Origin of the sequence: Binatus sp. (SeqCode) (assembly GCF_036522015.1) — a bacterium.
GTDB lineage: Bacteria > Desulfobacterota > Binatia > Binatales > Binataceae > Binatus.
Genome location: NZ_DATDGQ010000169.1, coordinates 1 through 25,619 on the forward strand (window position 1 = coordinate 1; position 25,619 = coordinate 25,619).

Below are 25,619 nucleotides of genomic sequence, written 5' to 3' on the forward strand. Positions count from 1 at the left end.
CGCACTCCTCACTGTGCTTCTCTTCACAGGAGTACGTCCCAATGAGGCGCTAGCGCTCCGCTGGCCGCAGATCGACTGGGCACACGACCTAATCCGCGTCCGTCAAAGCGTAGCGCGCGACGGAAGCCTTGGCTTGCCCAAGACACAAACCTCAGAGCGCGACGTTGAGATGATCGGATTGGTGCTGAGAGCGTTGCAGGAGCAACGTGCTCGCTCGCAACTGAAGGGCGAGCTCGTCTTTCCGTCCGCGAACGGTACACCGATCGATCTGAACAATTTTCGCGCGCGCAACTGGCCGCGAATCATTCGCCGCGCAGGAGTGAGAGCGCGCACGATCTATCAGTGCCGGCATTCGTGCGCGAGGTTCTTGATCGAACAAGGCGACACGCCGCAACACGTCGCGGCGCAACTAGGGCATGTCGGGATTCGAATGGTCTTCGAGGTGTACGGCCGATGGTTGAAACGGCCGACGAGCGCGGCGATGGAAGCGCTCGATCGCGCAGTTTCCGTCACCCATCCATCACCCATTGTTGGCGGGCAAGCGGCGGGAATCAGTGGGAAGCAACGGTAAAGGCCGCTATATATGGGAACCGACGAGCTAGGACATACAACCAATAGCGGCGCGGGCTTTTCGATCCAGCGGGAAGTTACTTGCCAAGCACGAGGTCGTCGGTTCGAAACCGATCACCCGCTCCACAGATTCTCAGCCAATCTAAAAATCTAGCCAAAGGCGAAAGCCTCGTCCGTGTCTTCGCGCGATGGGGCAGGAGTTGCCGCGCACGGCCGTCCGCCTTTCTCTTCAGACGTTGCAATCGGCGGAAATCGAGACTAGACGGAAATCCTGTCGTTCGCAGCTGTCGGTAATTGGAGGGAATTTCGATGAAACGGATCGCACTTCTCGCGGTAACAGTCGTGCTCCTGCTGGCGTGGAACGCAAAGGCTTTCTCGGATCCCCGCGAACCGCATCCGCAGCCTTCTCCGGTGCTCGGCACCACCTTGCCCGCGGACTTCCCGGTGATCATCAATCCCTATCTTGGCGTTCCGGTTCTCGGATTCGGAGCGAGCGGCAACACGCATCGCTACGACCAGGTCCCAGTCATCTTTTTGCATGGTAATAACGACACGCCTTTCGCGACCGCCTGCAATCCGTTCGGGTATATCCACAATCTTGCCCAATTTTTTCTCAACAACGGATACGCTCCAAGCCAGTTGTGGGGTCTGGGATACCAGGGAGACCAATGCGACCTCATCAGCAATCCAACCAACAAATCAGGAATCGCTCACAGCACGGCTGCGGCAGTTCCGTTGTTGCGTCAATTCGTGCACGCGGTGATGCAGTCCACCGGCGCGCGGCAAGTGGACATTGTGGCGCACAGCCTCGGCGTGACGGTTGCGCGGGAGTGGATGTTCCAGGACAACGCGTACAATATCGTGCGCTCGCTGGTAGCGATCGAAGGGCCTAACCACGGCATCATCGACTGCTCGCCGGATCCCGGCAACTTTTTCCAGCTTGCAGGCGAGGGCGGCTTTATTCCGACTAGTGCGATCTGCGACGAATACGGAAAGGAAGATACTCAGCTTCTCACCACGCTCAACGCGGCGGGTGAATCTCCTGGGCCGACCAGGTACCTCGTGCTCCGCAATATTTTCCGGGCGTCGCCGGAGAGCGGTGATTTCGTGTATCTGTCGGCGCAGGATGGAATCTTCTTTCCCGCGGTGCCCGCCGAGGACAGCATTGGCGCACCGCACGATTTCTCCGACAGCGCGCTGCTGGCCGGCGCTCCTCACACGGACTTCGTCGGGCAGGGGCAATTCGACACAATCCTGGGAACCTCGCATCTCGGGATCGTGAACTCGCCGGACGTGTGGAGCGCGGCGTTCCAGTTTCTCAATCACTAGTCACACCGGGGGATTTCCCAGCGCGGCGGGGCCGCCGGGCGTTGCCTTTGAGTCCGAACGACTCAGCCATCGCACTGAGAAGTACGCACCTATCCACGAACCTGATGCGGCGAAGATTACGTAGATCGAGTTGCCGGTGTAGCTGATTACCGCGAACGCCGACAGCATGTACCATAGCGCGCTCCACGACGCTGCTCGCGATGGACGCCGCGCCGTTACTGCTGCGTTGAACATTACGTACACGGCGTCGGTAGCGGCCGTCGATGCGACGACGCCCGCCGCGATCAGTGGGTTCAGGTTGAGCGTCATCGGCATCCTCCATCGGGCAAAAAGAGAGCTGGCTAACTTTTCTTTGATGCTTCGGCGGCTTTGAAGTGCGCGCTGGCGAGCGTGAAGATTTGCGGGTTGCCGGTCTGCCAACTGAGTGTGAGCTTGCAGGCGCGGATTTTCCATCCGGCGGGCGTTCGCACGAACCGATTCGTGTAGTAGCCGAACATGGTTTGCATGCGGTCGCCGGTGTCGTTGGGCAGATAGTGACGCGCCTGAACGTATGCGATGCAGGTCGCGTTGTCGCCGGCGACTGTGATCACATGATTCGTGATCATGTGCTGCGTCGCCTTTAGGCCGCTGAGCGAGCGGCGCGCCGCTTCGGTCCATCGATCGGCGCTCACCTTGCGCGGCTCGCCGCCGAAGACTGAGGTGAAATCGGTTTCGATTTCATCGGCGAAGCATGAGCGGAACAGCGGCCAGTCGCGCGAATCCAGGCCGGTCGCGTAGCGCAATTGCACGTCGCTGATCTCGGCGCGGTCGAGCAACAATTGAAGTTTGGCGTTTTCGTCGTCCATGATGACGGTCTCCTTCAGAACGTTCGTTACGGAAACTTCACTTCTTGCGTCTATCAACAAACCGCAGGCAGTGCGAGAATTTTCGAAGCTTCGGCGATTAGAGGCCTCTACCTCATGTCAGAACCGCTCTCAGATCAGCAGCTTTCTCTCATCGACGCTTACTGGCGCGCGTCTAACTATCTGACCGTCGGCCAAATTTACCTGATGGCGAATCCTCTGCTGCGCGAGCCGCTGCGGCCCGAGCACATCAAGCCGCGCCTGCTTGGCCATTGGGGGACTTCGCCGGGACAGAATTTTGTCTACGTGCATCTCAACCGGCTGATTCGCGAGCACGACGCCGACATCATTTATGTATCCGGTCCTGGCCACGGCGGTCCGTCGGTCATGTCGCACACTTATCTCGAGGGCACGTACTCCGAGATTTATCCGCGGATTTCCGAGGACGTCGAGGGGATGCGCCTGCTGTTTCGCCAGTTCTCGTCGCCGGGCGGAGTGCCGAGTCATGCGGGGCCGCACGTGCCCGGTTCGATCAATGAAGGCGGCGAGCTCGGCTACTCGCTGGTGCACGCATTCGGCGCCGCGTTTGACAATCCCGAGCTGATCGTCGCGTGCGTGATCGGCGATGGCGAGGCGGAAACCGGGCCGCTCGAAGGCGGATGGAAGGGCGTTAAGTTTCTCAATCCGGTGCGCGACGGCGCGGTCCTGCCGATACTTCATCTCAACGGCTACAAAATCTCCGGGCCTACCGTATTCGGGCGCGACGATGACGAAGATCTGCGCCGCCTCCTCGAAGGTCACGGTTACGAAGTTCATTTTGTCGAAGGCGACGACCCGCCAAAGATGCATCGCGAGTTCGCCGCGACGCTCGACAATTGCTACGCGACGATTCGCGCGATCCAGACCGATGCGCGCGCAAACGGGTTCCGCAAACGGCCGACGTGGCCTGCAATCGTATTGCGAACGCTCAAAGGATGGACCGGACCCAAGGTTGTCGACGGCGTAAAGATCGAAGGAACGTTCCGCGCGCATCAGGTGCCTCTTTCAGGCGTGAAAGAAAATCCCGAGCATCTGAAATTGCTCGAGGCGTGGATGCGCAGTTACCGCCCCGACGAGTTGTTCGATCATGGTGGACGCCTGAGGCCGGAGATCAAAGCGATGGCGCCTGAGGGAACTCGCCGAATGGGTGCGAATCCGCACGCCAACGGCGGACTTCTGACCGTTGCGCTCGACATCCCGTCCTTTACCGACTATGCGGTGGCGACCGAACAACCCGGCAGCGTCAACGTCGAATCGACGCGGCCCTTCGGCAAGATGCTGCGCGACATTTTCACGCGCAATTCCAAACAGCAGAACTTCCGCCTGTTCTGCCCCGACGAAACCAACTCGAATCGGCTCGGCGACGTGTTCGACGTCGAGAACCGATGCCTGGTCAGCCGTGTCGAAAGCTACGACGACCACGTCTCGCCCGATGGACGCGTGATGGAAGTGCTGAGCGAGCATTGCCACCAGGGATGGCTCGAAGGCTACACGCTGACCGGACGCCATGGAGTTTTCGCGTCGTACGAGGCGTTCGCGATGATCGTCGACTCGATGGCGACGCAGCACGCGAAATGGCTGCAGACGTGCAAGAGCGAGTTGCCATGGCGACGTCCGATTCCGTCGCTGAACTACCTGCTCACTTCGACCTGCTGGCGCAACGATCACAATGGCTTCAGCCATCAGGGTCCCGGCTTTCTCGACACGCTGCTGACCAAGCGCGGCATCGTCTCGCGAATCTACCTGCCGCCCGACGCCAACTGCCTCCTGTCGGTCGCGGACCATTGCCTGCGCAGCCGCGACTACATCAACTTGATCGTTATCGACAAGCAGGAGCATCCGGTGTGGCTCGATATCGACGCTGCCCGCGAGCATTGTTCGCGCGGCGCGTCGGTCTGGCGATGGGCCGGCAACGAAAATGGCAAGGAGCCGGACCTCGTGCTCGCATGCGCCGGCGACGTGATGACGGAAGAAGCGATCGCGGCGGCGTGGCTGTTTCGGAAATATCTGCCTGAAATGAAAATTCGAGTCGTGAACGTCGTCGACCTGATGACGCTGTTTCCGCCCGATCGCCATCCGCACGGAATGAGCGACGACTATTTTGCCGAACTTTTCACGCGCGACAAGGATGTCGTCTTCGCGTTTCACGGTTACCCGGGCGAGGTTCATCAACTTCTGCACGGACGCCCTAATCCCGATCGCTTCCATGTTCGCGGCTACGTCGAAGAAGGCACCACGACCACGCCGTTCGACATGCTGGTGCTGAACCAGGCAAGCCGCTATCACCTTTGTATCGAGGGTCTGCGCCGCGCGCCGCATTACCACGAGCGTGCCCGCGAACTGATCAGGATGACGGAAGCGGCGCTCGACGCGCATCGCAAGTACGTGGTCCAGCATCTCGAAGACATGCCCGCGATTCGCAACTGGAAATGGACTCCGGATTGATCTTATGAAAGTAAGCCCGCTCGCCGGAAAACCTGTCGATCAAGCGCAGCTCGTCGACGTGCCGCGTTTGATCACCGCGTACTACAGCCTCAAGCCAGACGCCGACAATCCCGCGCAACGAGTCTCGTTCGGCACCTCGGGGCATCGCGGCTCCGCGTTCGACACCGCGTTCAACGAGTCGCACATCGTCGGGATCAGCCAGGCGATTTGCCTCTATCGCAGAAGCCAGCACATCGATGGGCCGCTCTATCTCGGGATGGACACGCATGCGCTTTCGGTCCCGGCTTTCGCGAGCGCGCTCGAAGTGCTGGCCGCCAACGGCGTCGAGACGATGGTCGATAGCAGTGGCGGGTACACGCCGACGCCGGCGATCTCGCACGCCATCTTGACCTACAATCGCGGCCGCAAAAGCGGGCTCGCCGACGGGATCGTGATCACGCCATCGCACAATCCGCCGCCTGACGGCGGTTTCAAATACAATCCCGCTAACGGCGGCCCGGCGGACACATCGGTCACCGCTTGGATTCAGAATACCGCCAACGACTTTCTCAAGAACAAACTCGCCGGCGTGCAGCGGGTTCCATACCAGCGGGCGCTCACGGCGACGACGCTTCACAAACACGATTACATCGGCGCCTACGTCGGCGACCTGGGCAACGTCATCGACATGGCGGCGATTCGCGGCGCAGGCGTGCAAGTCGGAATCGATCCGCTCGGCGGCGCGGCGGTGCATTACTGGCCTGCGGTGATCGAAAAGTACGGAATCAAGGCGACGGTGGTCAGCGACCTCGTCGATCCGACGTTTCGTTTCATGACGGCGGACTGGGACGGCAAAATCAGAATGGATTGCTCGTCACCGTACGCGATGGTGCGTCTGCTGGCTATGCGCGATCGCTTTGACGTCGCGTTTGCCAACGACACTGACGCCGATCGGCACGGAATAGTGACTCGCTCAAGCGGCTTGATGAATCCGAATCACTATCTGGCGGTCGCCATCTCGTACCTGTTTCGCAATCGCGTGCGATGGCGCAAGGACGCTGCCGTCGGCAAGACGGTGGTGAGCAGCAGCATGATCGATCGCGTCGCCGCTAGCCTCGACCGCAAGTTGATCGAGACGCCGGTCGGCTTCAAGTGGTTCGTGGACGGCCTGATCGACGGCTCGGTCGGATTTTGCGGTGAGGAGAGCGCGGGCGGTTCGTTTCTACGCACCGATGGAACCGTGTGGACTACAGACAAGGACGGATTGATCCTCGGCTTGCTGGCGGCAGAGATAACCGCGCGCGAAGGACGCGATCCCGGCACGATGTACGACGACCTTACGAAGAAGTTCGGTGAGCCGGCCTACGAACGTATCGACGCGCCCGCGACGCTCGCACAAAAGGCAATTCTGGCGAAGTTGGCTCCCGAGCAACTGAATGAGAAAGAGCTAGCGGGTGAGAAAATTATCAAGTCGCTGACCGTTGCGTCCGGCAACGGAGCGCCTATCGGCGGAATCAAGGTGATCGCAGAGAGCGGATGGTTCGCCGCGCGGCCGTCGGGCACCGAAGAGGTCTACAAAATTTACGCGGAGAGCTTCAAGGGCGAGGATCACCTGCATAGGATTCAAGCTGAAGCGCAGGAGCTGATCGCACGAGTCTTCAAGCAGGCTGGGTCGAACAAAGCCAACTGAGGAATCAGGCTTGCCGGCTCGTCACACCATACTCTGCATCAACGTCGGTTCGTCGTCGTGCAAGTTCGCGCTGTACTCGATCTCCGGCGGCACCGAATCGGTCATGGCCGAAGGTGCCGCGGATCGAGTCGGCTCGAGTGGCGGCAAAATCACAATTCGCGATGCGAACGGCCGCTCGCTTGCCGAATCAGATCGCGAACTCGCGCGCCCGCAGGTTGCGGTCAACGCGCTGTTCGACGAGTTCGAGCGCCTGAAGCTGCCGGGTCCCGATGCGGTCGGACATCGAATCGTCCACGGCGGCGCGAGTCACGTCGTTCCCGAGCTCGTCACGCCTGCGCTGCTCACCGATTTGAAACGACTGATTCCATTCGCACCGCTGCACATGCCCGGCGGTATCGAAGGTATCGAGGCGGTCGCCGCGCGCCATCCGAAAGTTGCGCAGGTCGCCTGCTTCGACACCGCGTTTCATCGCGGAATGCCCGCGCGCGCCGAGCGCTTTCCCTTACCCCGCGACCTGTACGACGCCGGTGTGCGACGCTACGGCTTTCACGGAATTTCTTACGAGTACATCATGCGGGCTCTGGGAGCGGACGTCCCGCGCCGCTTGATAATCGCGCACCTGGGCAACGGCGCGAGCATGGCTGCCGTGCACGACGGCCGCCCACTCGACACCACGATGGGTTTCACGCCGGCGGGAGGCTTCATGATGGGTACGCGGCCCGGGGATCTCGATCCGGGCCTGATTCTTTATCTGCTCCAGCAGAAGAAATACGACGCGGCGCGACTAGGTGAACTCGTCAATCAGAAATCGGGCTTGCTCGGGGTTTCGGCTCTCAGCTCTGACCTGAAAATCTTGCTCGATGCGCGCGCGACGAACGCGGATGCGGCGCTGGCGATCGAAATGTTCTGCTATCAGATCAAAAAAGCAATTGGCGCACTGTCAGCCGCGCTCGGCGGATTGGACTTGCTCGTCTTCACCGGCGGGATCGGCGAACACGCGGCCGCAGTACGCGCGGAAGTCTGCGCAGGGTTGGCGCACCTCGGGCTGGCGATCGATACGCGACGCAACGACTCTGGAGAAGACTCGATAAGCACCATCGATAGCCGATGCAGCGTGCGCGTTATCCCCACCAACGAAAATCTGATGGTCGCTCTACACACGGCTCGGCTGGTATTTGTATAGACACTTTTTCGGCAGTGCATCTGTTGTCGAGAAGATCCTGAAGAGGCAGAGGCGATGAAGCTCTACTACGCACCGCAAACCAGGGCAATCAGGCCGCTGATCATGCTCGAGGAACTCGCCGTGCCCTACGAGATTGTGCTCATCGATTTCAAAGGCGGCGAGCACAAGGGTCTCGAGTATCGAAGAATTCATCCGCACGGACAGCTACCCGCCTTGCAGGACGGGACACTTACGATGTTCGAGTCGGCCGCTATCTGTGCGTATCTCGCCGACAAGTTCCCGGACAAGCGGATGGCGCCGGCGCTCGGCACCGTCGAGCGCGGGATGTACTACCAGTGGATGTTCTACTCGATGGCCGCGCTCGAGGGATTCGCGCTCGATCGCGAGCGTATGAAGGAGTGTTTCCTGGTGCTTGATCGCGTGCTCGACGGGAACGAATTTATCGTCGGCAACAAGATCACCGCGGCGGACGTGATGATCGGTTCGGGAGTAATATACCTCGACTCGCGGCACCATCTGCTGAACGACTTCCCCTCGCTGGAGACCTACGCGAAGCGCATGCTCGCAAGGCCATCATTCCAGCGCGCGTTTACGCCGCAGAACGAAACCGCACGATGACGCGAGTTTCATAACTCCGGAAAATGTGCGGACGATTCACAATCACGCGGCGCGACGGCAATTCACTGGCCGCGGAACTGGGAGTATCGCCGGACTCGTTCGTCGATTACCGTCCTCGCTACAACGTCGCGCCGACACAGCTACATTTCATAGTCAGAATTAAGTACGAAAATCGCGAGGTGATTCCAGCCACCTGGGGACTTATCAAGAGCGGCTCTAAAGACGCGAGTATGGCCGCCAAGACAATCAATGCGCGGTCGGAGACCGTCGAGACTCGGGGCGCATTTCGCGACGCGTTCAAGAAGCGCCGATGCGTCGTGCCGGCGGATGGATTCTTCGAATGGACGGGGCCGAAGACTGCGCGACAGCCGACCTGGTTCCATCGCGAGGATAGCGGGCTGATTCTCTTCGCCGGCCTGTACGAGGCGTGGCAGAAAGGGCAGGGCGTCTGGGAAACGACCTTCACGATCCTGACCACTTCGGCCAATGCCGTACTTGAGTCCTATCACGACCGGATGCCGGTGATACTGGCTGATCGCGACGCCGACGACTGGATGGACCCGCGCGCGCCCGATCCGCATTCGCTCAAGCGTTTACTGGTTCCCGCACCCGCCGACCTGTTGATTGCCACTCCAGTCTCGCCCGAAGTCAACAACGTCGACAACGACTCCCCCGATCTACTGCACCCCGCCGGCCAGATGAATCTGTCGCTGCGAAGCTCTTAGGCCAACGTCCCGGATCAGAGTTACTTCTGGCTGTGCGCGGTGCCGAAGTAGTCGCCGCCCTTTGCGTGATGGTCTTCGCCGCCCCACTTGATGTCGTGATCCATTCGTTGCATCGGAGGTATGTGCTTGGAGCATTGGACGTAGGCTTCGACTACGTCAACCATTACCCATCGTTCCAGGTGTCCGCCGTCGCTCTCCAATATGTCCTTGAGGACTGCGTCCCCCAGTATCTCTTGCTCGGCTGGATGGTCCTTCAGGAATTCCAGAAATTCGTTGTTCTCTACTATTTTGGCGCCGCCGTTTATGTGGAGACCTATCTGCTCGCCGAAGTCGATGAACAACAGACCTATATGCGGATTTTCTAGTATGTTGCCAAGGCTCGCCATCACGCCGTTGCCCCGGTATTCGGGATAGGCAACAGTGCGTTCATCTAGGACCTTCACAAAGCCCGGGTGCCCGCATCGAAAGGCTGAGTCGGCGTGTCCTTTCGCGTCCGCAGTACCGACGAACATCAACTCCTGGCGGGCGAGAAACGTTTGCATCGCAGAATTCAGATGGTCGATCACTTGGTGCTTGTAAAATGCCAGTGCGTGAGTCGTCCTTCCGTACCGCTGCTGTAGCAGATGCTCGCCGTCGGAGCCCGGCATCGAGAAATCTGACGGCGCGTTCTCCACCTGAACGATCACTTCCACTCGCTCTTCGACCAGAACGACCAGCTTATCGGTTTCGTTGCCACTCGAGCCCATCAATGAGTCCTCCCGCCAAAGCGGTTCGCGTCGGCTTCGGAATAATACAAGAATGGTGAGTGGCCATGCGACGGCATGTGCGTGCGGATACTCAATTGATGCACTTTCCCGCGCGTGATAGTTCAATGGGTCCGGTCGCGACGACGATATGGACTGGGGCGGCGTACCCAAGTGGTTAAGGGAGAGGTCTGCAAAACCTCCATGCATCGGTTCGAATCCGATCGCCGCCTCCATCAAACCTCCAACAGCTAACCGTTCCTGTTTCTTTTTGCGCCTGTTTGGACGATCTGATGGGCGCGATGTTGCAGATCGTTCGCTTGACGCGAGGGTGGCAACGGCATAGTTCCTGATCATCCTAGGCCACCTTTCCCTGATCCTCTCAGAACCAGCGATCTGCCGAAAAAAGGGCGTACTCAGTTGCGAGGCATTCCTCTCGCGGCCACCTGCGTTGCGATCACAAACCCGTAACCTGTGAAGGAGATCCATATGGCAACGGTATCGAATGTTTTGTTTCTCAAACCCCTACCCGGTCGTCTCGAGGCGCTGATGCGCGACATCGCGAAGGCCAGCAATATCATCAAGCGAGCCGGCGGGAAGTTCCGCGCGTGGAACGAAGTGTCAGGGCCGAATGCGGGAACCATCGCGCTGGTGATCGAGCACAGCGACTGGAAGGACTATGGCAATTACATGGCAAAGCTTGAGACCGACAAGGACTGGCAGTCATTCATCACCGAGATCAACTCGGCCAAGTCGCCGAACGCCGAGCGGCTCGTGAGTGCACTCAACGTCGAAGTACCGAGCTGAACGGAAGCGGCGCGCAAAGAAACTTTCATCACGAATCAGGAGATAACTATGGCTATTGCACAAGTGTATACGTGGAACCCGCGTCCCGGAGCGCTCGAACAGTTTATCGGTATCGCCAAGCGCGCGGACAAGATTATGAGGGGATTGGGCGCCAGCACGCGGACGCTCACGAGCGTCGCGGGCGCGGCTCCAAATGCGATTCTGTACATAATCGAGACGCCGAACTGGAAGGCGCATGCGGAACTCAGCACGAAGCTCGAAACCGACAACGACTGGCAGAAGCTGATGGCGGAAGTGAACTCGACTGATAAGCCCACTGCGGATCTCGTTTCATCCGCGGTTTACTCCGAGATTCCAATCGGCTGATCGAATATCGCGGGAGGGGACGCGATTCTCTCCCGTGGTTCTCTCTTTTCAGTTGCGCCCGCGGAGCCGGTCGGCCATCAGCTCTGCGATCATCACCGTGCTGAGATGAGTGTTGGCGCGGACTATCTCCGGCATCACTGAGCAATCGATTACTCGCAGTCCGTCGATTCCCAGCACGCGGCAGTCGGGATCGACGATTGTGCGCGGCTCTGACGCCGGCCCCATCCTGCAGGTGCCCGCAGCGTGCTGCGAGTCGAAGCAATTGGCGCGCATCCAGTCGTCGAGCGCGGCGCCCTCGGGCGGGGTGTCCGCCATGCCGTTCGTAATCAGCATCGGATTGCCGAATCCCACCGCATCGGCCGCATTCAGAATCGCGGGATGGCGCGCGAACTCACGAATGCGGCGGATGCCGTCGCGCATGCGGACCAGGTCGCGCTCGTCGGACAGCATGCGAAAGCGCACGTCAGGGTCGGTCTCGGGATTCGGCGACGTGATGCGCAAGTGTCCGCGCGAATAAGTCTGGTACGCCGTCATCCAGATGAAGCCGTACGCGCGGCTGAAGCCGAACAGGTTCATCGCCAGCAGAAACATGTCGTTCTCGCCGGCGCCGCCGAGGCCCGAGCTGTACCTGACGGCGCAGTTGGTGTGTCGCGCGTACGAACTCGGGACGCGCGCCGCGGGCTTCAGCGTCATGCCCATCGCGATCATCGGATGGTCGATCAGATCGTTGCCGACCGGCAGGTCCGCGACGACGCGGATTCCGAGCGCGCGCAAATCGTCGGCGGGTCCGATCCCCGAGCGCATCAGGATCGCCGGCGAATGAATCGCGCCGGCACACAAGACGATCTCGCCGCCCTCGACCCGGGTCCATCCGTCACGCGTGCGCACTCTCACCGCCACCGCGCGGTTGCCGGCGAACTCGACGCGGTCGATCAGCGCGTCGCCGACGATGCGCAGGTTGGCGCGACCGCGCGCCGGTTCGAGGTAGCCGTCGTTGGTCGAGACGCGAGCGTCGTTGCGGCGGTTCATCGCGTACGGCGACACTCCTGTGCCGGTAGGCGCATTGTGATCGTCGCACCAGCCGTAGCCGAGATTGAGGCACACGTCTCGCAGCGCGATGTCCGTGCCGCCCCATCGATCCTGCGGCATGCGCCAGACCGGGATCGGGCCGCCGCGCCCGTGATACGGACGGTCACCGAAATCGAGATCGTCTTCGAGCTTCTTGAAGTAGGGCAGCACTTCCGCGCCCGACCACCCGACGCATCCCTGGCGCGACCATTCATCGAAGTCGGCGAGCATCCCGCGAATCGCGATCTGCCCGTTGATTGCGGAGCTGCCGCCCGCCCCACGACCGCGCCAGTACACCATCGGTTCCTGCACATCGGTGCGCCGCGCCTTCAGCGCTCCCCACTGGTACTTCTGCAAGTCCTCGGAGCCGAGAACGATCGCGGCAAAATTCGCGACGCGCATCGCGTCGGGCGTCTCGGCGGAGCGGTAGTCGGGTCCAGCCTCGAGTAGCAGGACTGAGCGGCCAGCGTCTTCCGAAAGTCGGGCGGCGAGCGCAGCGCCGGCCGATCCTGCGCCGACGATTACGAAATCTGCCTTGTCGACTTGCATCCTAGAGCTTCGGATTGTTGCGCGAGAATTGCCGGAACTTGGCGACCAGTGGAAAGCCCTCAGGAGTGTCGATGATTTGCTCCAACTCAAATTCGACCACTCGCTCAGCGCCGGCGAAGGTCCTCACGCGCTCGGGACTCCAGTCGATCGACGCGCTCCCGGTGAGCTGGAGCGTGCGGCCGGTGTCGAAATCGATGAACAAGAGTCCGGCCTGCGGATTGTCGGTAAGGTTGCCCAGCGTATTGAACATGCTGTTGCCGTTGTAGTCGGGGAACGCGAGCCGCCGCTGGTCGAGCACTCGGACGAAGCCGGGATTGCCGCCCTTGTGCGAAACGTCGGCGCCCCGATCCGGCTTGTCGGTGGCGATGAAGAACGTGTCGGCGCGAGAAATCTGCTGTTGCTGCGATGCCGATAGCGCGGAGCTGGCGCTGGCCGCCTGCCCCTCCGCCGCAGGCTCCCGATTGCCGACGAAAATACGCTCCTGCAAGTAGCGCCGGCAGTTGCCGTAAACTTCTTCGGTCGTAATGAAGATTGCGCCATCTCTTATCACGCCGCGGCCGTTGACGCGCACGCGACGCGAGGAAACGAAGTCGGGCGCGAACAGGGCAGTGAGTCCCTCGGTCGCCAGATTGCGTAATAGCGGATCGCTGGACGACGCACGCACGGCGATTCTGAGCGTGCGATCATCGATCGCCTCGATGAACCCCGGCTCGCCCGTTACGACCGAAGCCCAGACGTGTCCGCGATTGTCGACGGTGCCGAGCACCGCCATTTGCCGGCGCTGAAGAAAGTCGCTGGCGCCCGGCGGGAGGTGATCGGCGATACCTTCGCCGACGTCCTGCGCGATGTCACGGACCCCGGCCCGTTCCTGAACCGCAATTTCACCGCTATGAAATCTCATCGCGCTAAGGCGCGGGCGCCGCGGGCATCGCGAGATGATGGTCCGGCTTCACCTGTAGTTTGACCAGGCAGGGCGGCCCGTCTTCGCCGTAGCAGAGATTACTCACTTCACCGAGTTTGGGATCGCGGTCGTCGTGCGTGTAGTCGGGACAGATCCAGTGGCCGCCTTCGCGGTACAGCGCGACGGCAAAATATCGGCCCGCGGCGAGATTACCGCCCACCGGATCGCCATGCGACGAGATCTCGCGCGTGTTCACGATGTCGAATCCGTCGTGCGCTGCGTCGGGCGAATACTGCATGAAGAAGATTCGCCATTGCCGGCCCGGGCGCGCGGTTGCAACGTATTCCATCGAGCGATCGTACGAGAAGACCGGCTTGTCGCGGCAAAGCCACGGGCGCCCCTCTTCGGCGAAGGCGGGACTCGCGAGCAGCATCGCCAGGGCGGCGGCGGTCGAGAAGAATTTCAAAAGTCTCATCTGATCTTCACTGCTCCCGATTCGCGATCGCGATGATGCGGCCGACAATCTCGCCGAGGTTCGAGTCCTTTGGAGTAAACACCGCTTTGACGCCGAGCTCGCTGAGGGCCTTACGATCGGCCTCCGGGATGATTCCACCCATTACCAGCGATACGTCGCCGGCGCCGCGGCTTTTCAGCAGCTCGATCGTCTCTCGCGCGATCGACATGTGCGCGCCGGCGAGGCTCGAAATTGCAAGCACGTCGACGTCTTCCTCGAGCGCCGTCGCGACCATCTGCTCCGGCGTCTGCTTGAATCCCGCAAGCACTACTTCCATCCCGGCTTGCATGCATGCGTGCGCGAGCAGCTTGATTGCATTGATGTGCCCGTCGAGGCCGCCCTTGCCGAGCGCGATCCGGATTTTTCGCGTCGCCACCGGCACCTTGAGCGAGCCGACGCTCACGCTGGTTTCGAGAATCGGCGGCGTGTAGCGTCCGCGTCCGACGCGCACCAGCGAATCGGTCCATTCGCCGACGGTGCCGCCCGCGCGCGCGAGGTCGATGGTCGCTTCGATCAGTCCGCTGGCGCCATCATTCGCGCCCGCGCGTTCGAGCGTCTCGCGAGCCTTCGCCACGGCGGCCTGGTCGCGCGTCGCGCGCCACTTTTTGATCGACTCGATACGTTCTTTTTCCTTCGACGCCTGCGCCGCATGGTCTGCGTTCTGCTTAGGCGGCGGCGCGAGCCCGACTTCGCCCGTGAAAGCATTGACGCCGATCTGTACGATCTCGCCGGACTCGACTTTGCGGTGACGCTCGGCCAGTTGGCGCGTCAGCTCACCGCTGACGATTGAAATGGCGCGGGAGTAGCCGGCCTCGCGCAAGCGGATTGCGATTTCTCTCGCGCGCGCCGCGGTCTCGGCGGTGAGCTGCTCGATAACTTTGCTGCCCTCGAAAATATCGCCATAGCCCGCCAGCCCTGTCTCGTGCATCAGGACCTGCTGCGTGCGCAGGCTCAGCGTCTGCTCGGACTGGTCAGGCAGACTGAGCGCCTCGCGAAAACCGGGCAACTGAAGCGCATTCACCCGCGCATCGGCCGAGAGGACGACCGGCAACGCCTCGTACGCGATGCGAATGATGTTCACCTCGGGCTGCGGCTCGGTGAGCGTGAGCGATCGCACCTGGCATCCGGCGCGGAAGGCGACGTCCTTGACCTTGTATTGGGTGGAACAAAGCTCGCGCCACAGTTTGAAGTACGCGCGAATCTTGCAAATCTCCGGGACCAGCTCGATACCGCTGTTGATGAAAAACGAAATGCGGCGGACCGTCTGTTCGAACGCGGCCGCGTCGAGCTTGGGACGGATCGCGTCGAGAATCAGCAGCGCGTTGCCGAAGGCGTAACCGATTTCCTCGGCCGGTCCGGCGCCGCTCTCCATATAGTGGTAGCCGCAGCAGTTGATCGGGTTCCAATTCGGCACGCGCTCGACGGCAAAGCGAATCAGGTCGGTGGAAAGGCGAAACGACAGCTCAGGGTGAAAAATCGAGGTGCCGCGCGCGACGAACTCTTTCAACAGATCGTTTTGCGTCGTGCCGCGCAGCTCGCTCCACGGCACGCCGTGCTTTTCCGCGACGACCAGGTACAGCGCGAGGATAAACGGCGCGGTCGCGTTAATCGTCATCGAGGTGTTGATCGACTGCAGCGGGATTCCCTCGAACAGCTGCTCCATGTCCTGCCAATGGCAAATCGAAACGCCCGCTTCACCGACTTCGCCGCGCGCGACCGGAGCGTCGGGGTCATAGCCATTTTGCGTAGGCAGGTCGAAGGCGATCGAAAGCCCGCGCTGGCCCTGCTGCAGATTCGCGAGGAAGCGCTCGTTGGCCTGGCGCGCGTCGCCGAAGCCCGCATAGGTGCGGATTATCCAGGGCTCGCGAGGCGCGCGAGATTTCTTCTCAGTCTCAGGCATCGCCACGAGGTTAGTTATCGAGGCCTCGGGATTCCAGCCGATGGACTCATTCAATCTCAGCCGCGTTTCTCGAGCGGTTCGGCGCGTATCTCAACCCAAGGATACCGGCGGCTCTGGTGGTAGACGGACACCGATGGCGGCGGGAACGCGAGGTCCGCGAAGCCGCCTGCCGATACGGCGACGACGCCCGGCAAGGTGTCGATGCTCCAGAGGACGGTGGCGCCGCAATTTGGGCAAAACCGGTTAGTGACGTGGCCGCCGTCGTCGCCGACGCGCACGAACTCGGTCGCATTCCCCTCAGTCAAGACGTCGCTCTGTCGAAACCAGGCGCCAAAGCCGAATGCGCTGCCGGTTTTCCGTTTACAGGCCAGGCAATGGCACACGGATATGCGGTAGGGTTCTCCAGAGCAGGTGGCCGAAAGCTGGCCGCACTGGCATTCAGCTCGACGCGTGGTCATCGTTGGCTCCTGAGGCGTCTCATTGGCGAGTCCGAAAAAAAACCATTCGTACCATAGATTGTGGTTCGGGACGACCGCACTAGCGTTGCTCGCCTCGTCAGGATGACAAGACATTGCGATGACCGACGGTTCAGCGTCGATGCGCCGTGCGAGGAACGGTTTCGTCTTCGCGATGACGGGCGAGCTCGGCCGCGATGCGATCGATGAGCTCGATTCCCGACATGCCGCTGTGTTCGGCAATCTCGAGCACGGGACCGCCTGTCTCGGTGCGGATTTTTGCGATCGCTTTGCGGGCGTCCGCGGCGCGCTTTAGTTCGGACTTTGCGAGCTCGGCGAGATGCTCGAGATCTTTCCTGCGCAAATGACGGCCGCGGCGGTTGGTCAGCGTCGAGATGTCTTCGGCGCCGAACTCCGATGGCGGCATTCGATTGAACAGCACGGCCGCCGGCGCGAGGTGGATGCTGCTCAAGAGCGCGTGAGTCTCGATAGTTTCGGAAATCGAAAGAGTATCGGCCGTGGTGACCTGGACGATCGCGCAATTGCGCTGGTCGCGCAGCATCTTCGAAATATTGCTCGCCTCCTTGCCGACCACGCTGTCGCCGAACGTCGAGCGCGCAGCTGTAGGCATCTTGAGCAGGCCCATCGCCTGGCCGCTGGCAGGAGCATCGACGACTATCAGGTTGCGGGCGTGCGGCTTGGGATCGGGTTGCTCGGCGTCGTAAAATACTTTCCCGAGCATCATCAGTTCGCGCAGACCCGGCGCGGCTTGCACGAAAAACTGGTAGAGGCGGCTGGCGAACACCGCCTTCAGCAGCATCCGCCCCGGCACCACCAGGCGCAGATATTCCTCGAGCGCGGCGCGGCCGTCGAGCGTCATCAGCGCCAGATTGTGCGCGACTTGCGTCGGCACGAACGACGACGCGACGCCGAACGTGGCAGCCAGCGGAGCACGTGCGTCGCATTCCATGACTAGCGCGCTCGCGCCGGAGAGGGTCGCGACCTTGGCGATCGCGGCGCTGAGCGTGGATTTGCCGACGCCGCCCTTGCCGAGCACGATCAGCACGCGTCGGGCGAGGATTTCGTTCAGCATTTGTGCGAAGGGCTAGGTGACTGGATTTCGCGGCTGGTGTTCTTAAGTCCGGTTCCCTTCCCGCGCGGGAAGGGGTTAGGGGTTAGGTTCTTCGCACAACCAGAGTGAAAATTACCAGCGGACCAGGTTCGCGCCCCAGGTGAGGCCGCCGCCGCATGCGTTCAGCATCACGATGCTGCCATCGTGAATGCGGCCTTGCTCGAGCGCCTCGTCGAGCGCGATCGGCACCGACGCGGCCGAAGTGTTGCCGTAGCGATCTATATTCGTGAACACTCTTTCCGCGGGTAGCCCGAGACGCTCCGCGACGGCGGAAATAATCCGCATGTTCGCCTGATGCGGTACGAACAGATCGATCTCGTCGAGCTTGACGCCGGCGCGCTCGGCGACCAGCCGGCTGACTTCTTCCATGCTCTTGACGGCAATCTTGAAGAGCTCGGGGCCCTTCATTTGAATCGCGTCATCGGGGGAGCGCCGCACTTCGGAATCGATCGTGCTGCGGGTTCCAGTCGCGCGGACCGAGAGCAGAGTCCAATGCTCGCCGGCGGAACGCAGCAGGCTCGCCAGTACGCCGCGATTTCCCGGCTCGGTGACCAGCACGCATGCGCCGGCGCCGTCGCCGAACAGAACCGCGGTCCTTCGATCGTTCCAATCGACCATCGTCGACAGCGCGTCGGCGCCGACCACCAGTACGCGCTTGAAATCGCCGGCGCGCATCTGTGCGTCCGCGACTTGAAGCGCATAGACGAAGCCCGAACACGCGGCGGCGACGTCGAAGGCAGGGATCGACGTGATGCCGAGACCATGCTGAATCTGGCAGGCGAAGGACGGAAAGCCGTACTCCGACGAAACGGTGCCGACGATGATCGCGTCGAGCTCGCCCGGCTTGACGCCCGCGCGCTCGAGCGCAGTGCGGCTCGCGTCGGTCGCGATTTGCGCGAGCGACTCACCCTGGCGCATCAGGTAGCGCTGGCCGATTCCGGTGCGCGACCGAATCCATTCGTCGGAGGTGTCCATGTACCGCTCGAGATCTTTGTTAGTCAGTGCCGTGCGCGGTACGGCCCGTCCGGTGGCGACAATTCTTGAGCCCATGATGAACGGTCCAGCCCTGGTTAAGCGGGCCTGAAGGCCAGCGTCGTGTTGGTGCCGCCGAATCCGAACGAATTATTGAGCGCGATGCGAATCTTCGCGGCGCGCGGCTTGTTCGGCACGTAGTCGAGGTCGCATGCGGGGTCGGGAAATTCCTGGTTGATAGTCGGCGGCATCATCCCGCGATCGATCGCGAGCACAGTGTACACCGACTCGATCGCGCCGGCCGCGCCGAGCGTATGCCCGGTCATCGACTTGGTCGAACTGATCGCAACTTTCGCGGCGCGCTCGCCGAAGACATGCTTGACCGCCTGAGTTTCCGCGAGGTCGCCTTGCTCGGTCGAGGTTCCGTGCGCGTTGATGTAATCGACAACGTTGGGATCGAGGTCGCTGTCCTCCAGACACATCCGCATGCACTTGGCGGCGCCGCGGCCCTCCGGCGCGGGAGACGTGATGTGGTAAGCGTCGCTGTTGGCGGCGTAACCGCAGATTTCAGCAATGATCTTTGCGCCGCGCTGGATTGCGGCGTCGCGCTCCTCGAGGATCAGGGCGGCCGAGCCCTCCGACATCACGAAGCCATCGCGCTCTTTGTCGAATGGACGGCTGGCCTTCGCCGGTTCTTCGTTGCGCGTCGAAAGCGCGCGCATCGCGACAAACCCACCCACGCCGAGCGACGTGATTGCGGCCTCCGAGCCGCCGGTTATTGCGGCGTCCAGGTAGCCGAGCCTGATCATGCGGTACGCCTCGCCGATCGCATGACTGCCCGACGCGCACGCGCTGGTGGTCGTAAGGTTGACGCCGCGCGCTCCGTAGCGGATCGAGATTTGGCCGGGCGCAAGGTTGCCGATCAGCTTGGGGATGAAAAATGGGGTGACGTGACGCAGCCCCGTGTCCATGAAGACCTTGTGGTACTCCTCGATTGTGCAGAGGCCGCCGATACCGACGCCGATCAACACGCCGACGTTGTCAGCGTTCTCTTCGGTAATCTTGAACCCCGACTGGCGCATCGCCTGCTCAGCGGACGCGACCGCATACTGGATGAACGGGTCCATTTTTTTGATGTCGCGCTTCTCGATCCAGTCCTCGGGATTGAAATCCCGCACCTCGCCGGCGATGCGCGCGGGGAATTCCGAGGCGTCGAAGCGCGTAATCGGGCCGATACCGGACCGCCCCGCCATCAGGGCGTCCCAGTTCTTCTCCACTCCAACTCCGAGCGGCGTTACCAGTCCAACTCCGGTGACCACCACGCGGCGCTCAAGCATTCGTCTCATCGGGCCCCTCATCCTCCGTCGAGTTCAAACTTAATCATCTACCAAAAACCCCCGCTGGTCGAGAATCCGCCCGCTCAGCCATTTTTGGATCGCTGGACTCGGAACAGAGGAGCATAGAAACGGTCCAGACGCGCCTCGTGAATCGTATGCCGAACCAGTTTCGAATCCATCTCTACCGGCACTTCGATAGCTTTCCTTTTCAGGATGCTGAACATCTCAGGATGGGTCATTGCCAGACGTAAAAGGCGCTTCGTTGGCTCAGACGGTCTGATCTGGCCGCTCTCGTATTTCTCGAACGACTTTTCTCCCGTGCCGAATAGCTCGCCGGCCTCCCGCTGCGAGAGCTTGCAAAGCAAACGGATAGCGCGGATCAGCAGCGGCGTGAATTGCTCGCCCTTGACCATAGCCTCCGCAGTGCGCCTCGCCATTTCCGCAATCAGGTTATCGTCGTCGACCAACTGGCCTTCCATGTCGTTCGGGTCTTTCAGCGAACACCACCAGCCTGGCTGTCGGTACTGAAAGGTTTTGCGCTGGATCTTGAAGGACACCATTTTCTCGCCACGAACCATCGGCCGGCCACTCTCGGCGCTGGTCATAGTGTCGGGATATTCTCGCGGGTTACGTGCCACTGCCTATGCCTCCTTGAAGCTGATTAGAAATAAAGCGTTCATACTGTCGAGCGTAAATTTCACATAGAGCCCGGTCTTGCCGACCTTGGGTCTGTAAACGTCCTGCCAAATCCTGGAATCGGCATAGGAGGTCATGGACTTGTCGAAATCTGTCGTAGTCAAAGCCTGGATTGCGGCAACCACGGCTATAGTCGTCCAATCCGAGCTGATCGGCACCTTGCCTGGAAGCGAATGACCGGTTCAGCTTCGCCGGATCGGCGAATGCTGTTTTGCTGTCCCGCAACAGGTAGTGCGGTTTGCGCTTCTCCAATCGATACCCCCATTATGGGGGTACAGCTCCGCATTTGCAAGAGCCGATTCTGAATTCAACGCGGAATAGGACGCGCGCCACGATCCGCGGCCTTGCATCTAAACTTGTACCGATGAAACAATCCACTAGTGGCGCTCAGCAATCCCGCAGACGATCCGTTCACGAAACTCGCGCAAAATCTTGGCGAACTCGAAGTTGTGATCGGCGAGCGCGCCCGCCCTGCGATTGCCGGCGTGCGCGAGCGTCTGCGCGACGCGCTGGCATGCCGCGAGCGCGGCGACATGGCTGGGTCGATCGCCGCGATTCGGCTTGCGATGGGGCAACTGGCGGCGCTCGGCAGTTCGCTCGATCCGGAAGAGGGCGCGGTGATGCGGACAATCGCGGAGCGATTCACCGCCGCGCTCGGCGCCGGTCACAAAGGTGATGCGAAAACCAGCGTGGACGTGATGCGTCGCAAGGCAGGCGACACCAAGGACGACGACAAGAAAGATTGGTGACCGCGTCCGTTCGTTGATCAGAAAAATCGCGCTTGTCCCACAAGTGGATTGGACGGAAAATCCAGTCATTGAAAGTGACAAGACCATAACGGCGGATGCGATGGCCGCCCCTAACCAACCGTGGTGAAATCTTGGCGACTGCAGCGCAAATCAAACCGAACCGGTCCGACCTGGACCAAACCTGCATCAACGCGATTCGCGTACTGACCATCGACGCGGTCCAGAAGGCCAACTCCGGCCATTGCGGATTGCCGATGGGCATGGCGCCCACCGCCTACCTGCTCTACACGCGCTTCATGCGCCACAATCCGAAAAATCCAAAATGGTTCGGCCGCGACCGCTTCGTTTTGTCCGCCGGTCACGGCTCGATGCTGCTCTACAGCCTGCTCTATCTCACCGGCTACGATCTCACACTCGACGACATCAAGCAGTTTCGCCAGCTCGGCAGCCGAACCCCCGGCCATCCCGAGTACGGCGTCGCTCCCGGCGTCGAGACCACCACCGGCCCGCTCGGCCAGGGCTTCGGCAACGGCGTCGGGATGGCGATGGCGGCGAAGCATCTCGAAGCGCGCTTCGAGCGCGACAAATCCGGCCTGTTCGACCATCGCATCTTCGGCATCTGCAGCGACGGCGATCTGATGGAAGGCGTCGCGAGCGAGGCCGCGTCGATCGCAGGCCACGTCGGGCTCGGCAACATCATCTATCTCTACGACGATAACCACGTGACCATCGACGGGCACACCGAGCTCAGCTTCGACGAGGACGTGGTCAAGCGCTTCGATGCGTACAAGTGGCATACGCAGGACGTTGCCGACGCGAACGATCTCGATGCGCTCACGAAGGCAATCGAAAACGGAATCGCCGAGACCAGCCGCCCGTCGCTGATTCGCGTGCATTCGATCATCGGCTACGGCAGCCCGCACAAGCAGGGCACCTCGGCGGCGCATAGCAATCCGCTCGGCGTCGAAGAAGTCAAGCTGACCAAGGAATTCTACAAATATCCGACCGAGCCGCCGTTCTTCGTGCCCGACGACGCGCTCGCACATTTCCGCGAATGCGTCGAGCGTGGCGAAGAACTGGAACGACAGTGGAGCGCGAAGTTCGAGACCTACGCCCGGAAAAATTCCGCGCTGGCCGGCGAATTTCAAACCGCGCTCGCCAAAGAGCTGCCCAAAGGATGGGACGCCGAGCTGCCGGTGTTCACGCCCAAGGACAGCCTCGCGACGCGCGTCTCAGCCTCGCAGGCCGAGGCCGCGATCGCGAAAAAAGTCTGGAATCTGTTCGGCGGCTCCGCCGATCTTAACGAGTCCACCTTCACCGACATCAAAGATGGCGGGGATTTCGAGCGCGGGCATTATGAGGGCCGCAATCCGCATTTCGGTATCCGCGAGCACGGCATGTGCTCCATCCTCAACGGCATCTCGCTGCACGGCGGTTTCATCCCGTACGGCTCGAGCTTTCTGTGTTTCACCGACTATGCGCGCCCTTCGATTCGGCTGGCAGCGCTGATGGAGATCCAGGTGGTGTTCGTGTTCACGCACGATTCGATCGGCGTCGGCGAGGACGGCCCGACCCACGAACCTATCGAGCATCTATCCTCTCTGCGCGCGATTCCGCATCTCACCGTGATTCGCCCCGGCGACGCGAACGAAGCCGTCGAGGCATGGCGCACCATCATGACGCATACCCACGGCCCGGTGCTGCTCGCGCTGTCGCGCCAGAAAGTTCCGACGCTCGATCGCACGAAACTGGCGCCTGCCAGCGGCGCGCGTCGCGGCGCGTACGTGATTGCCGAGACCGCGGGCCGTCCCGCGGATATCATTCTGATCGGCTCGGGTTCCGAGCTGTCGTTGGTGGTCGATGCGAAATCGAAGCTTGAAGAAAAGGGCAAGTCAGTCCGCGTCGTGAGCATGCCGAGTGAGAATATTTTCGAGCAGCAGGATCAGGCTTATCGCGACTCGGTGTTGCCGCCGGGCATTCGCCGCCGGCTGGCTGTCGAAGCGGGCGCGACGATGTCGTGGTACCGATGGGTCGGGCTCGACGGTGACATTATCGGCATGACGACCTACGGCGCGTCGGGCAAGTCCGAAGATGTGATGAAGCATTTCGGCTTCACCGTCGACAACGTCGTCGAGCGCGCTTCGAAGTTGCTCGCGCGCTCGTAAGCTCGACCGAATTTTCAATCAGGGAGCGAGCGAACAATGGCCAACGCTGAAAATCCTCTGAAGCAGTTGGAGCATTTTGGACAGGCCGTATGGCTCGATTACATACGCCGCCATCTGCTCACGTCCGCTGAATTTCGCCGCATCCTCGACGAGGACGGCCTCAAGGGCATGACGTCGAATCCGACGATCTTCGAAAAAGCCATCGCCGGTTCCACCGATTACGACGATCAGCTCAAGGAGCTCGCGCCCACTAAAAAAAGCATCGACGAAATCTATGAAGCGCTCTCGATGCAGGACATCAGGATGGCGGCGGACGCGTTCCGCCCGCTCTACGACAAGAGCGGCGGCATCCACGGCTACATCAGTTACGAAGTTTCGCCGACCCTGGCCAACGATACCGACGGCACGATCGCGGCGGCGCGCCGCTACTGGGCCGCACTCGCGCGTCCCAACGTGATGATCAAGGTTCCATCGACGCCCGCGGGTCTCCCCGCGATCGAGCAGCTCATTTCCGAAGGGCTTAACATCAACGTGACCCTGATGTTCTCGATGAAGCATTACGACAGTGTTGCCGAGGCGTTTATCCGCGGCCTTGAACGCCGGCTCAAGGCGGGAAAATCGATCGACAAGGTCTGGTCGGTGGCGAGCGTATTCGTCAGCCGCGTCGAGACGCTGGTCGATCGCAAGCTCGAGGACAAATTGAAGGCCGCGCCGAACGAGGCGGTCGCTGCGCTGATGGGCAAATCGGCGGTCGCGAATTCGCGCCTCATCTACCAGCGCTACAAGGAAATCTTCGCGGGCTCCCGCTTCAAGGATGTGCTCGCGAAGGGCGGGCGTCCGCAATGGCCGCTGTGGGCAAGTACCGGCACCAAGAATCACGCGTACAGCGACGTCAAGTATGTCGAGGAACTCGTCGGACCTGACACCGTCAATACGATGCCGCCGGCGACGATGGATGCGTTTCGCGATCACGGCAAGCCGCGCGCGTCGCTCGAGGAAGGCGTCAGCGAGGCTCGCGACATCGTCAAGCGGCTCTTATCGGTTGGAATCGATCTCATCGAAGTTGGCGAGGAGTTGCAGAAAGAGGGCGTCGAGTCGTTTGCGCAATCGTTCGAGGACTTGGGCGCGGTAATCAAAGGCCGGCGCGCGGCAATCGTCGATGGCGCGCACGACAAGCAGACTGTCGCGGCGACCGGTTACGAATCGCAAGTCAGCGCGACCTACAAGGATCTCGACAAGAACGAATTTCCTGCGCGGCTGTGGAAAAAGGACACCGCGCTCTGGTCAAAGGAACCTAAGGAGCAGGCGACGATCAAAAACGGGCTCGGCTTCCTGACGGCTCCCGAGACGATGGCCGAGCGCGTGAAAGAGCTGGCGTCGTTTGCCGGCGAAGTGCGAAGCGCGGGCTTCCGCGACGTGGTCCTGCTCGGGATGGGCGGCTCCTCGCAGAGCGCCGATCTGTTCGCGACGACGTTTCCCAGCGCACCGGGCTATCCCAAACTTCACGTGCTCGATTCGACCGTTCCCGAGACGATTCGCGCGCTCGATCGCAACATCGACATCACGAAGACGCTGTTCGTCGTCGCGAGCAAAACCGGCGAGACTATCGAGACGCTGTCGCACTGCAACGCATTCTTCGAGCGCGTGAAAGCGAAGTCGTCGAGTCCGGCGGGATCGCATTTTGTCGCGATCACCGACCCCGGAACCAGGCTCGCGGCGCTCGCCAAGGAAAATAAATTCCGCCGCGTGTTCCTGAATCCTCCCGACATCGTCGGCTGCTATGCGGTCCTGTCGTATTTCGGGCTCGTGCCCGCCGCGCTGATCGGGATGGACGTGGCGACGCTC

Annotated in this window: 25 protein-coding genes and 1 tRNA gene; 13 read left to right on the plus strand and 13 right to left on the minus strand. The window is 61.2% G+C overall.

Going from position 1 to position 25,619, the window contains the following annotated elements; genetic code table 11:
• The first annotated feature begins 13 nt into the window (after positions 1 to 13).
• Together VIW95_RS07030 and VIW95_RS07035 are read left to right on the plus strand one after the other, a co-directional pair.
• Complete coding sequence (locus tag VIW95_RS07030) at positions 14 to 571, plus strand: site-specific integrase (protein ID WP_331584832.1); 558 nt, start codon at positions 14 to 16, stop codon at positions 569 to 571.
• A gap of 308 nt (positions 572 to 879) precedes the next feature.
• Positions 880 to 1,899: a hypothetical protein gene (locus tag VIW95_RS07035; protein WP_331584786.1), complete on the plus strand. Its 1,020-nt coding sequence runs from the start codon at positions 880 to 882 to the stop codon at positions 1,897 to 1,899.
• On the opposite strand, the gene VIW95_RS07040 is transcribed toward VIW95_RS07035, so the two are convergent.
• On the minus strand, positions 1,900 to 2,208 hold the full coding sequence (locus VIW95_RS07040; RefSeq protein ID WP_331584788.1) for a hypothetical protein: 309 nt from the start codon (positions 2,206 to 2,208) through the stop codon (positions 1,900 to 1,902).
• 32 nt (positions 2,209 to 2,240) lie between these two features.
• Positions 2,241 to 2,744, minus strand: a complete 504-nt coding sequence (locus tag VIW95_RS07045; RefSeq protein ID WP_331584790.1) for a nuclear transport factor 2 family protein — start codon at positions 2,742 to 2,744, stop codon at positions 2,241 to 2,243.
• Between the two features lie 114 nt (positions 2,745 to 2,858).
• Between VIW95_RS07045 and VIW95_RS07050 the strand changes: the two genes are divergently transcribed.
• From VIW95_RS07050 to VIW95_RS07070, 5 genes are read left to right on the plus strand one after another with little or no spacing between them, the layout of a single operon-like run.
• A complete protein-coding gene (locus VIW95_RS07050; RefSeq protein WP_331584792.1) occupies positions 2,859 to 5,225 on the plus strand; it encodes a phosphoketolase family protein in 2,367 nt (788 codons plus the stop codon).
• A 4-nt stretch (positions 5,226 to 5,229) separates the two neighbouring features.
• The gene (gene pgm, locus VIW95_RS07055) at positions 5,230 to 6,894 is read left to right on the plus strand and encodes a phosphoglucomutase (alpha-D-glucose-1,6-bisphosphate-dependent) (protein ID WP_331584794.1); all 1,665 of its coding nucleotides are present in this window, start codon (positions 5,230 to 5,232) and stop codon (positions 6,892 to 6,894) included.
• 10 nt (positions 6,895 to 6,904) lie between these two features.
• Entirely contained in the window at positions 6,905 to 8,077 is a 1,173-nt protein-coding gene (locus VIW95_RS07060; RefSeq protein ID WP_331584796.1) for an acetate/propionate family kinase, read from the plus strand.
• A 54-nt stretch (positions 8,078 to 8,131) separates the two neighbouring features.
• Entirely contained in the window at positions 8,132 to 8,695 is a 564-nt protein-coding gene (locus VIW95_RS07065) for a glutathione S-transferase family protein (protein ID WP_331584798.1), read from the plus strand.
• Between the two features lie 23 nt (positions 8,696 to 8,718).
• Positions 8,719 to 9,420, plus strand: a complete 702-nt coding sequence (locus tag VIW95_RS07070) for an SOS response-associated peptidase (protein WP_331584800.1) — start codon at positions 8,719 to 8,721, stop codon at positions 9,418 to 9,420.
• Positions 9,421 to 9,440: 20 nt separating this feature from the next.
• Here the strand turns inward: VIW95_RS07070 and VIW95_RS07075 are convergent, their stop codons facing one another.
• Entirely contained in the window at positions 9,441 to 10,166 is a 726-nt protein-coding gene (locus VIW95_RS07075; protein ID WP_331584802.1) for a pyridoxamine 5'-phosphate oxidase family protein, read from the minus strand.
• Between the two features lie 157 nt (positions 10,167 to 10,323).
• Here VIW95_RS07075 and VIW95_RS07080 point away from each other — a divergent pair.
• The 3 genes from VIW95_RS07080 (at position 10,324) to VIW95_RS07090 (ending at position 11,336) form a co-directional block, all read left to right on the plus strand.
• Positions 10,324 to 10,399 (plus strand) — tRNA-Cys (locus tag VIW95_RS07080).
• A gap of 253 nt (positions 10,400 to 10,652) precedes the next feature.
• Positions 10,653 to 10,970, plus strand: a complete 318-nt coding sequence (locus tag VIW95_RS07085) for a hypothetical protein (RefSeq protein ID WP_331584804.1) — start codon at positions 10,653 to 10,655, stop codon at positions 10,968 to 10,970.
• Between the two features lie 48 nt (positions 10,971 to 11,018).
• On the plus strand, positions 11,019 to 11,336 hold the full coding sequence (locus VIW95_RS07090; RefSeq protein WP_331584806.1) for a hypothetical protein: 318 nt from the start codon (positions 11,019 to 11,021) through the stop codon (positions 11,334 to 11,336).
• Positions 11,337 to 11,384: 48 nt separating this feature from the next.
• Here VIW95_RS07090 and VIW95_RS07095 read toward each other — a convergent pair whose 3' ends face one another.
• The 10 genes from VIW95_RS07095 to VIW95_RS07140 all read right to left on the minus strand — a co-directional run bounded on the left by VIW95_RS07095 (position 11,385) and on the right by VIW95_RS07140 (position 21,018).
• A complete protein-coding gene (locus tag VIW95_RS07095) occupies positions 11,385 to 12,953 on the minus strand; it encodes a GMC family oxidoreductase (protein ID WP_331584807.1) in 1,569 nt (522 codons plus the stop codon).
• 1 nt (position 12,954) lies between these two features.
• Entirely contained in the window at positions 12,955 to 13,854 is a 900-nt protein-coding gene (locus VIW95_RS07100) for a pyridoxamine 5'-phosphate oxidase family protein (protein WP_331584809.1), read from the minus strand.
• Positions 13,855 to 13,858: 4 nt separating this feature from the next.
• Entirely contained in the window at positions 13,859 to 14,329 is a 471-nt protein-coding gene (locus tag VIW95_RS07105) for a hypothetical protein (RefSeq protein ID WP_331584811.1), read from the minus strand.
• A 7-nt stretch (positions 14,330 to 14,336) separates the two neighbouring features.
• Entirely contained in the window at positions 14,337 to 16,322 is a 1,986-nt protein-coding gene (locus tag VIW95_RS07110) for a methylmalonyl-CoA mutase family protein (protein WP_331584813.1), read from the minus strand.
• A gap of 2 nt (positions 16,323 to 16,324) precedes the next feature.
• Complete coding sequence (locus tag VIW95_RS07115; protein WP_331584815.1) at positions 16,325 to 16,840, minus strand: GFA family protein; 516 nt, start codon at positions 16,838 to 16,840, stop codon at positions 16,325 to 16,327.
• 16 nt (positions 16,841 to 16,856) lie between these two features.
• Positions 16,857 to 17,816 (minus strand): ArsA family ATPase, encoded by a 960-nt coding sequence (locus tag VIW95_RS07120; RefSeq protein WP_331584817.1) that lies wholly within the window; start codon positions 17,814 to 17,816, stop codon positions 16,857 to 16,859.
• A 111-nt stretch (positions 17,817 to 17,927) separates the two neighbouring features.
• Positions 17,928 to 18,905, minus strand: a complete 978-nt coding sequence (locus VIW95_RS07125) for a beta-ketoacyl-ACP synthase III (RefSeq protein ID WP_331584819.1) — start codon at positions 18,903 to 18,905, stop codon at positions 17,928 to 17,930.
• Between the two features lie 20 nt (positions 18,906 to 18,925).
• A complete protein-coding gene (gene fabF / locus VIW95_RS07130; RefSeq protein ID WP_331584821.1) occupies positions 18,926 to 20,173 on the minus strand; it encodes a beta-ketoacyl-ACP synthase II in 1,248 nt (415 codons plus the stop codon).
• 74 nt (positions 20,174 to 20,247) lie between these two features.
• Positions 20,248 to 20,742 carry a type II TA system antitoxin MqsA family protein gene (locus VIW95_RS07135; RefSeq protein ID WP_331584823.1) on the minus strand — a complete coding sequence of 165 codons (495 nt, stop codon included), beginning with the start codon at positions 20,740 to 20,742 and terminating at the stop codon, positions 20,248 to 20,250.
• Positions 20,743 to 20,805: 63 nt separating this feature from the next.
• Positions 20,806 to 21,018, minus strand: coding sequence for a type II toxin-antitoxin system MqsR family toxin (locus tag VIW95_RS07140; RefSeq protein ID WP_331584825.1), 213 nt, complete (start codon positions 21,016 to 21,018; stop codon positions 20,806 to 20,808).
• Positions 21,019 to 21,240: 222 nt separating this feature from the next.
• On the opposite strand from VIW95_RS07140, the gene VIW95_RS07145 reads away from it, so the two are divergent.
• From VIW95_RS07145 to VIW95_RS07155, 3 genes are all read left to right on the plus strand, one after another.
• On the plus strand, positions 21,241 to 21,609 hold the full coding sequence (locus VIW95_RS07145; protein WP_331584827.1) for a hypothetical protein: 369 nt from the start codon (positions 21,241 to 21,243) through the stop codon (positions 21,607 to 21,609).
• A gap of 131 nt (positions 21,610 to 21,740) precedes the next feature.
• Positions 21,741 to 23,774 carry a transketolase gene (tkt, locus tag VIW95_RS07150; protein WP_331584829.1) on the plus strand — a complete coding sequence of 678 codons (2,034 nt, stop codon included), beginning with the start codon at positions 21,741 to 21,743 and terminating at the stop codon, positions 23,772 to 23,774.
• A 36-nt stretch (positions 23,775 to 23,810) separates the two neighbouring features.
• The coding region (locus VIW95_RS07155) for a bifunctional transaldolase/phosoglucose isomerase (RefSeq protein ID WP_331584831.1) at positions 23,811 to 25,619 on the plus strand (1,809 nt) is incomplete at its 3' end.

Coding starts and splice junctions, on each gene's coding strand:
- VIW95_RS07035 (WP_331584786.1), top strand. CDS start 880: ATGAAACGGATCGCACTTCTCGCGGTAACAGTCGTGCTCCTGCTGGCG.
- VIW95_RS07040 (WP_331584788.1), bottom strand. CDS start 2,208: ATGACGCTCAACCTGAACCCACTGATCGCGGCGGGCGTCGTCGCATCG.
- VIW95_RS07045 (WP_331584790.1), bottom strand. CDS start 2,744: ATGGACGACGAAAACGCCAAACTTCAATTGTTGCTCGACCGCGCCGAG.
- VIW95_RS07050 (WP_331584792.1), top strand. CDS start 2,859: ATGTCAGAACCGCTCTCAGATCAGCAGCTTTCTCTCATCGACGCTTAC.
- pgm (WP_331584794.1), top strand. CDS start 5,230: ATGAAAGTAAGCCCGCTCGCCGGAAAACCTGTCGATCAAGCGCAGCTC.
- VIW95_RS07065 (WP_331584798.1), top strand. CDS start 8,132: ATGAAGCTCTACTACGCACCGCAAACCAGGGCAATCAGGCCGCTGATC.
- VIW95_RS07070 (WP_331584800.1), top strand. CDS start 8,719: ATGTGCGGACGATTCACAATCACGCGGCGCGACGGCAATTCACTGGCC.
- VIW95_RS07075 (WP_331584802.1), bottom strand. CDS start 10,166: ATGGGCTCGAGTGGCAACGAAACCGATAAGCTGGTCGTTCTGGTCGAA.
- VIW95_RS07085 (WP_331584804.1), top strand. CDS start 10,653: ATGGCAACGGTATCGAATGTTTTGTTTCTCAAACCCCTACCCGGTCGT.
- VIW95_RS07090 (WP_331584806.1), top strand. CDS start 11,019: ATGGCTATTGCACAAGTGTATACGTGGAACCCGCGTCCCGGAGCGCTC.
- VIW95_RS07095 (WP_331584807.1), bottom strand. CDS start 12,953: ATGCAAGTCGACAAGGCAGATTTCGTAATCGTCGGCGCAGGATCGGCC.
- VIW95_RS07100 (WP_331584809.1), bottom strand. CDS start 13,854: ATGAGATTTCATAGCGGTGAAATTGCGGTTCAGGAACGGGCCGGGGTC.
- VIW95_RS07105 (WP_331584811.1), bottom strand. CDS start 14,329: ATGAGACTTTTGAAATTCTTCTCGACCGCCGCCGCCCTGGCGATGCTG.
- VIW95_RS07115 (WP_331584815.1), bottom strand. CDS start 16,840: ATGTCTTGTCATCCTGACGAGGCGAGCAACGCTAGTGCGGTCGTCCCG.
- VIW95_RS07120 (WP_331584817.1), bottom strand. CDS start 17,816: ATGCTGAACGAAATCCTCGCCCGACGCGTGCTGATCGTGCTCGGCAAG.
- VIW95_RS07125 (WP_331584819.1), bottom strand. CDS start 18,905: ATGGGCTCAAGAATTGTCGCCACCGGACGGGCCGTACCGCGCACGGCA.
- fabF (WP_331584821.1), bottom strand. CDS start 20,173: ATGAGACGAATGCTTGAGCGCCGCGTGGTGGTCACCGGAGTTGGACTG.
- VIW95_RS07135 (WP_331584823.1), bottom strand. CDS start 20,742: ATGGTTCGTGGCGAGAAAATGGTGTCCTTCAAGATCCAGCGCAAAACC.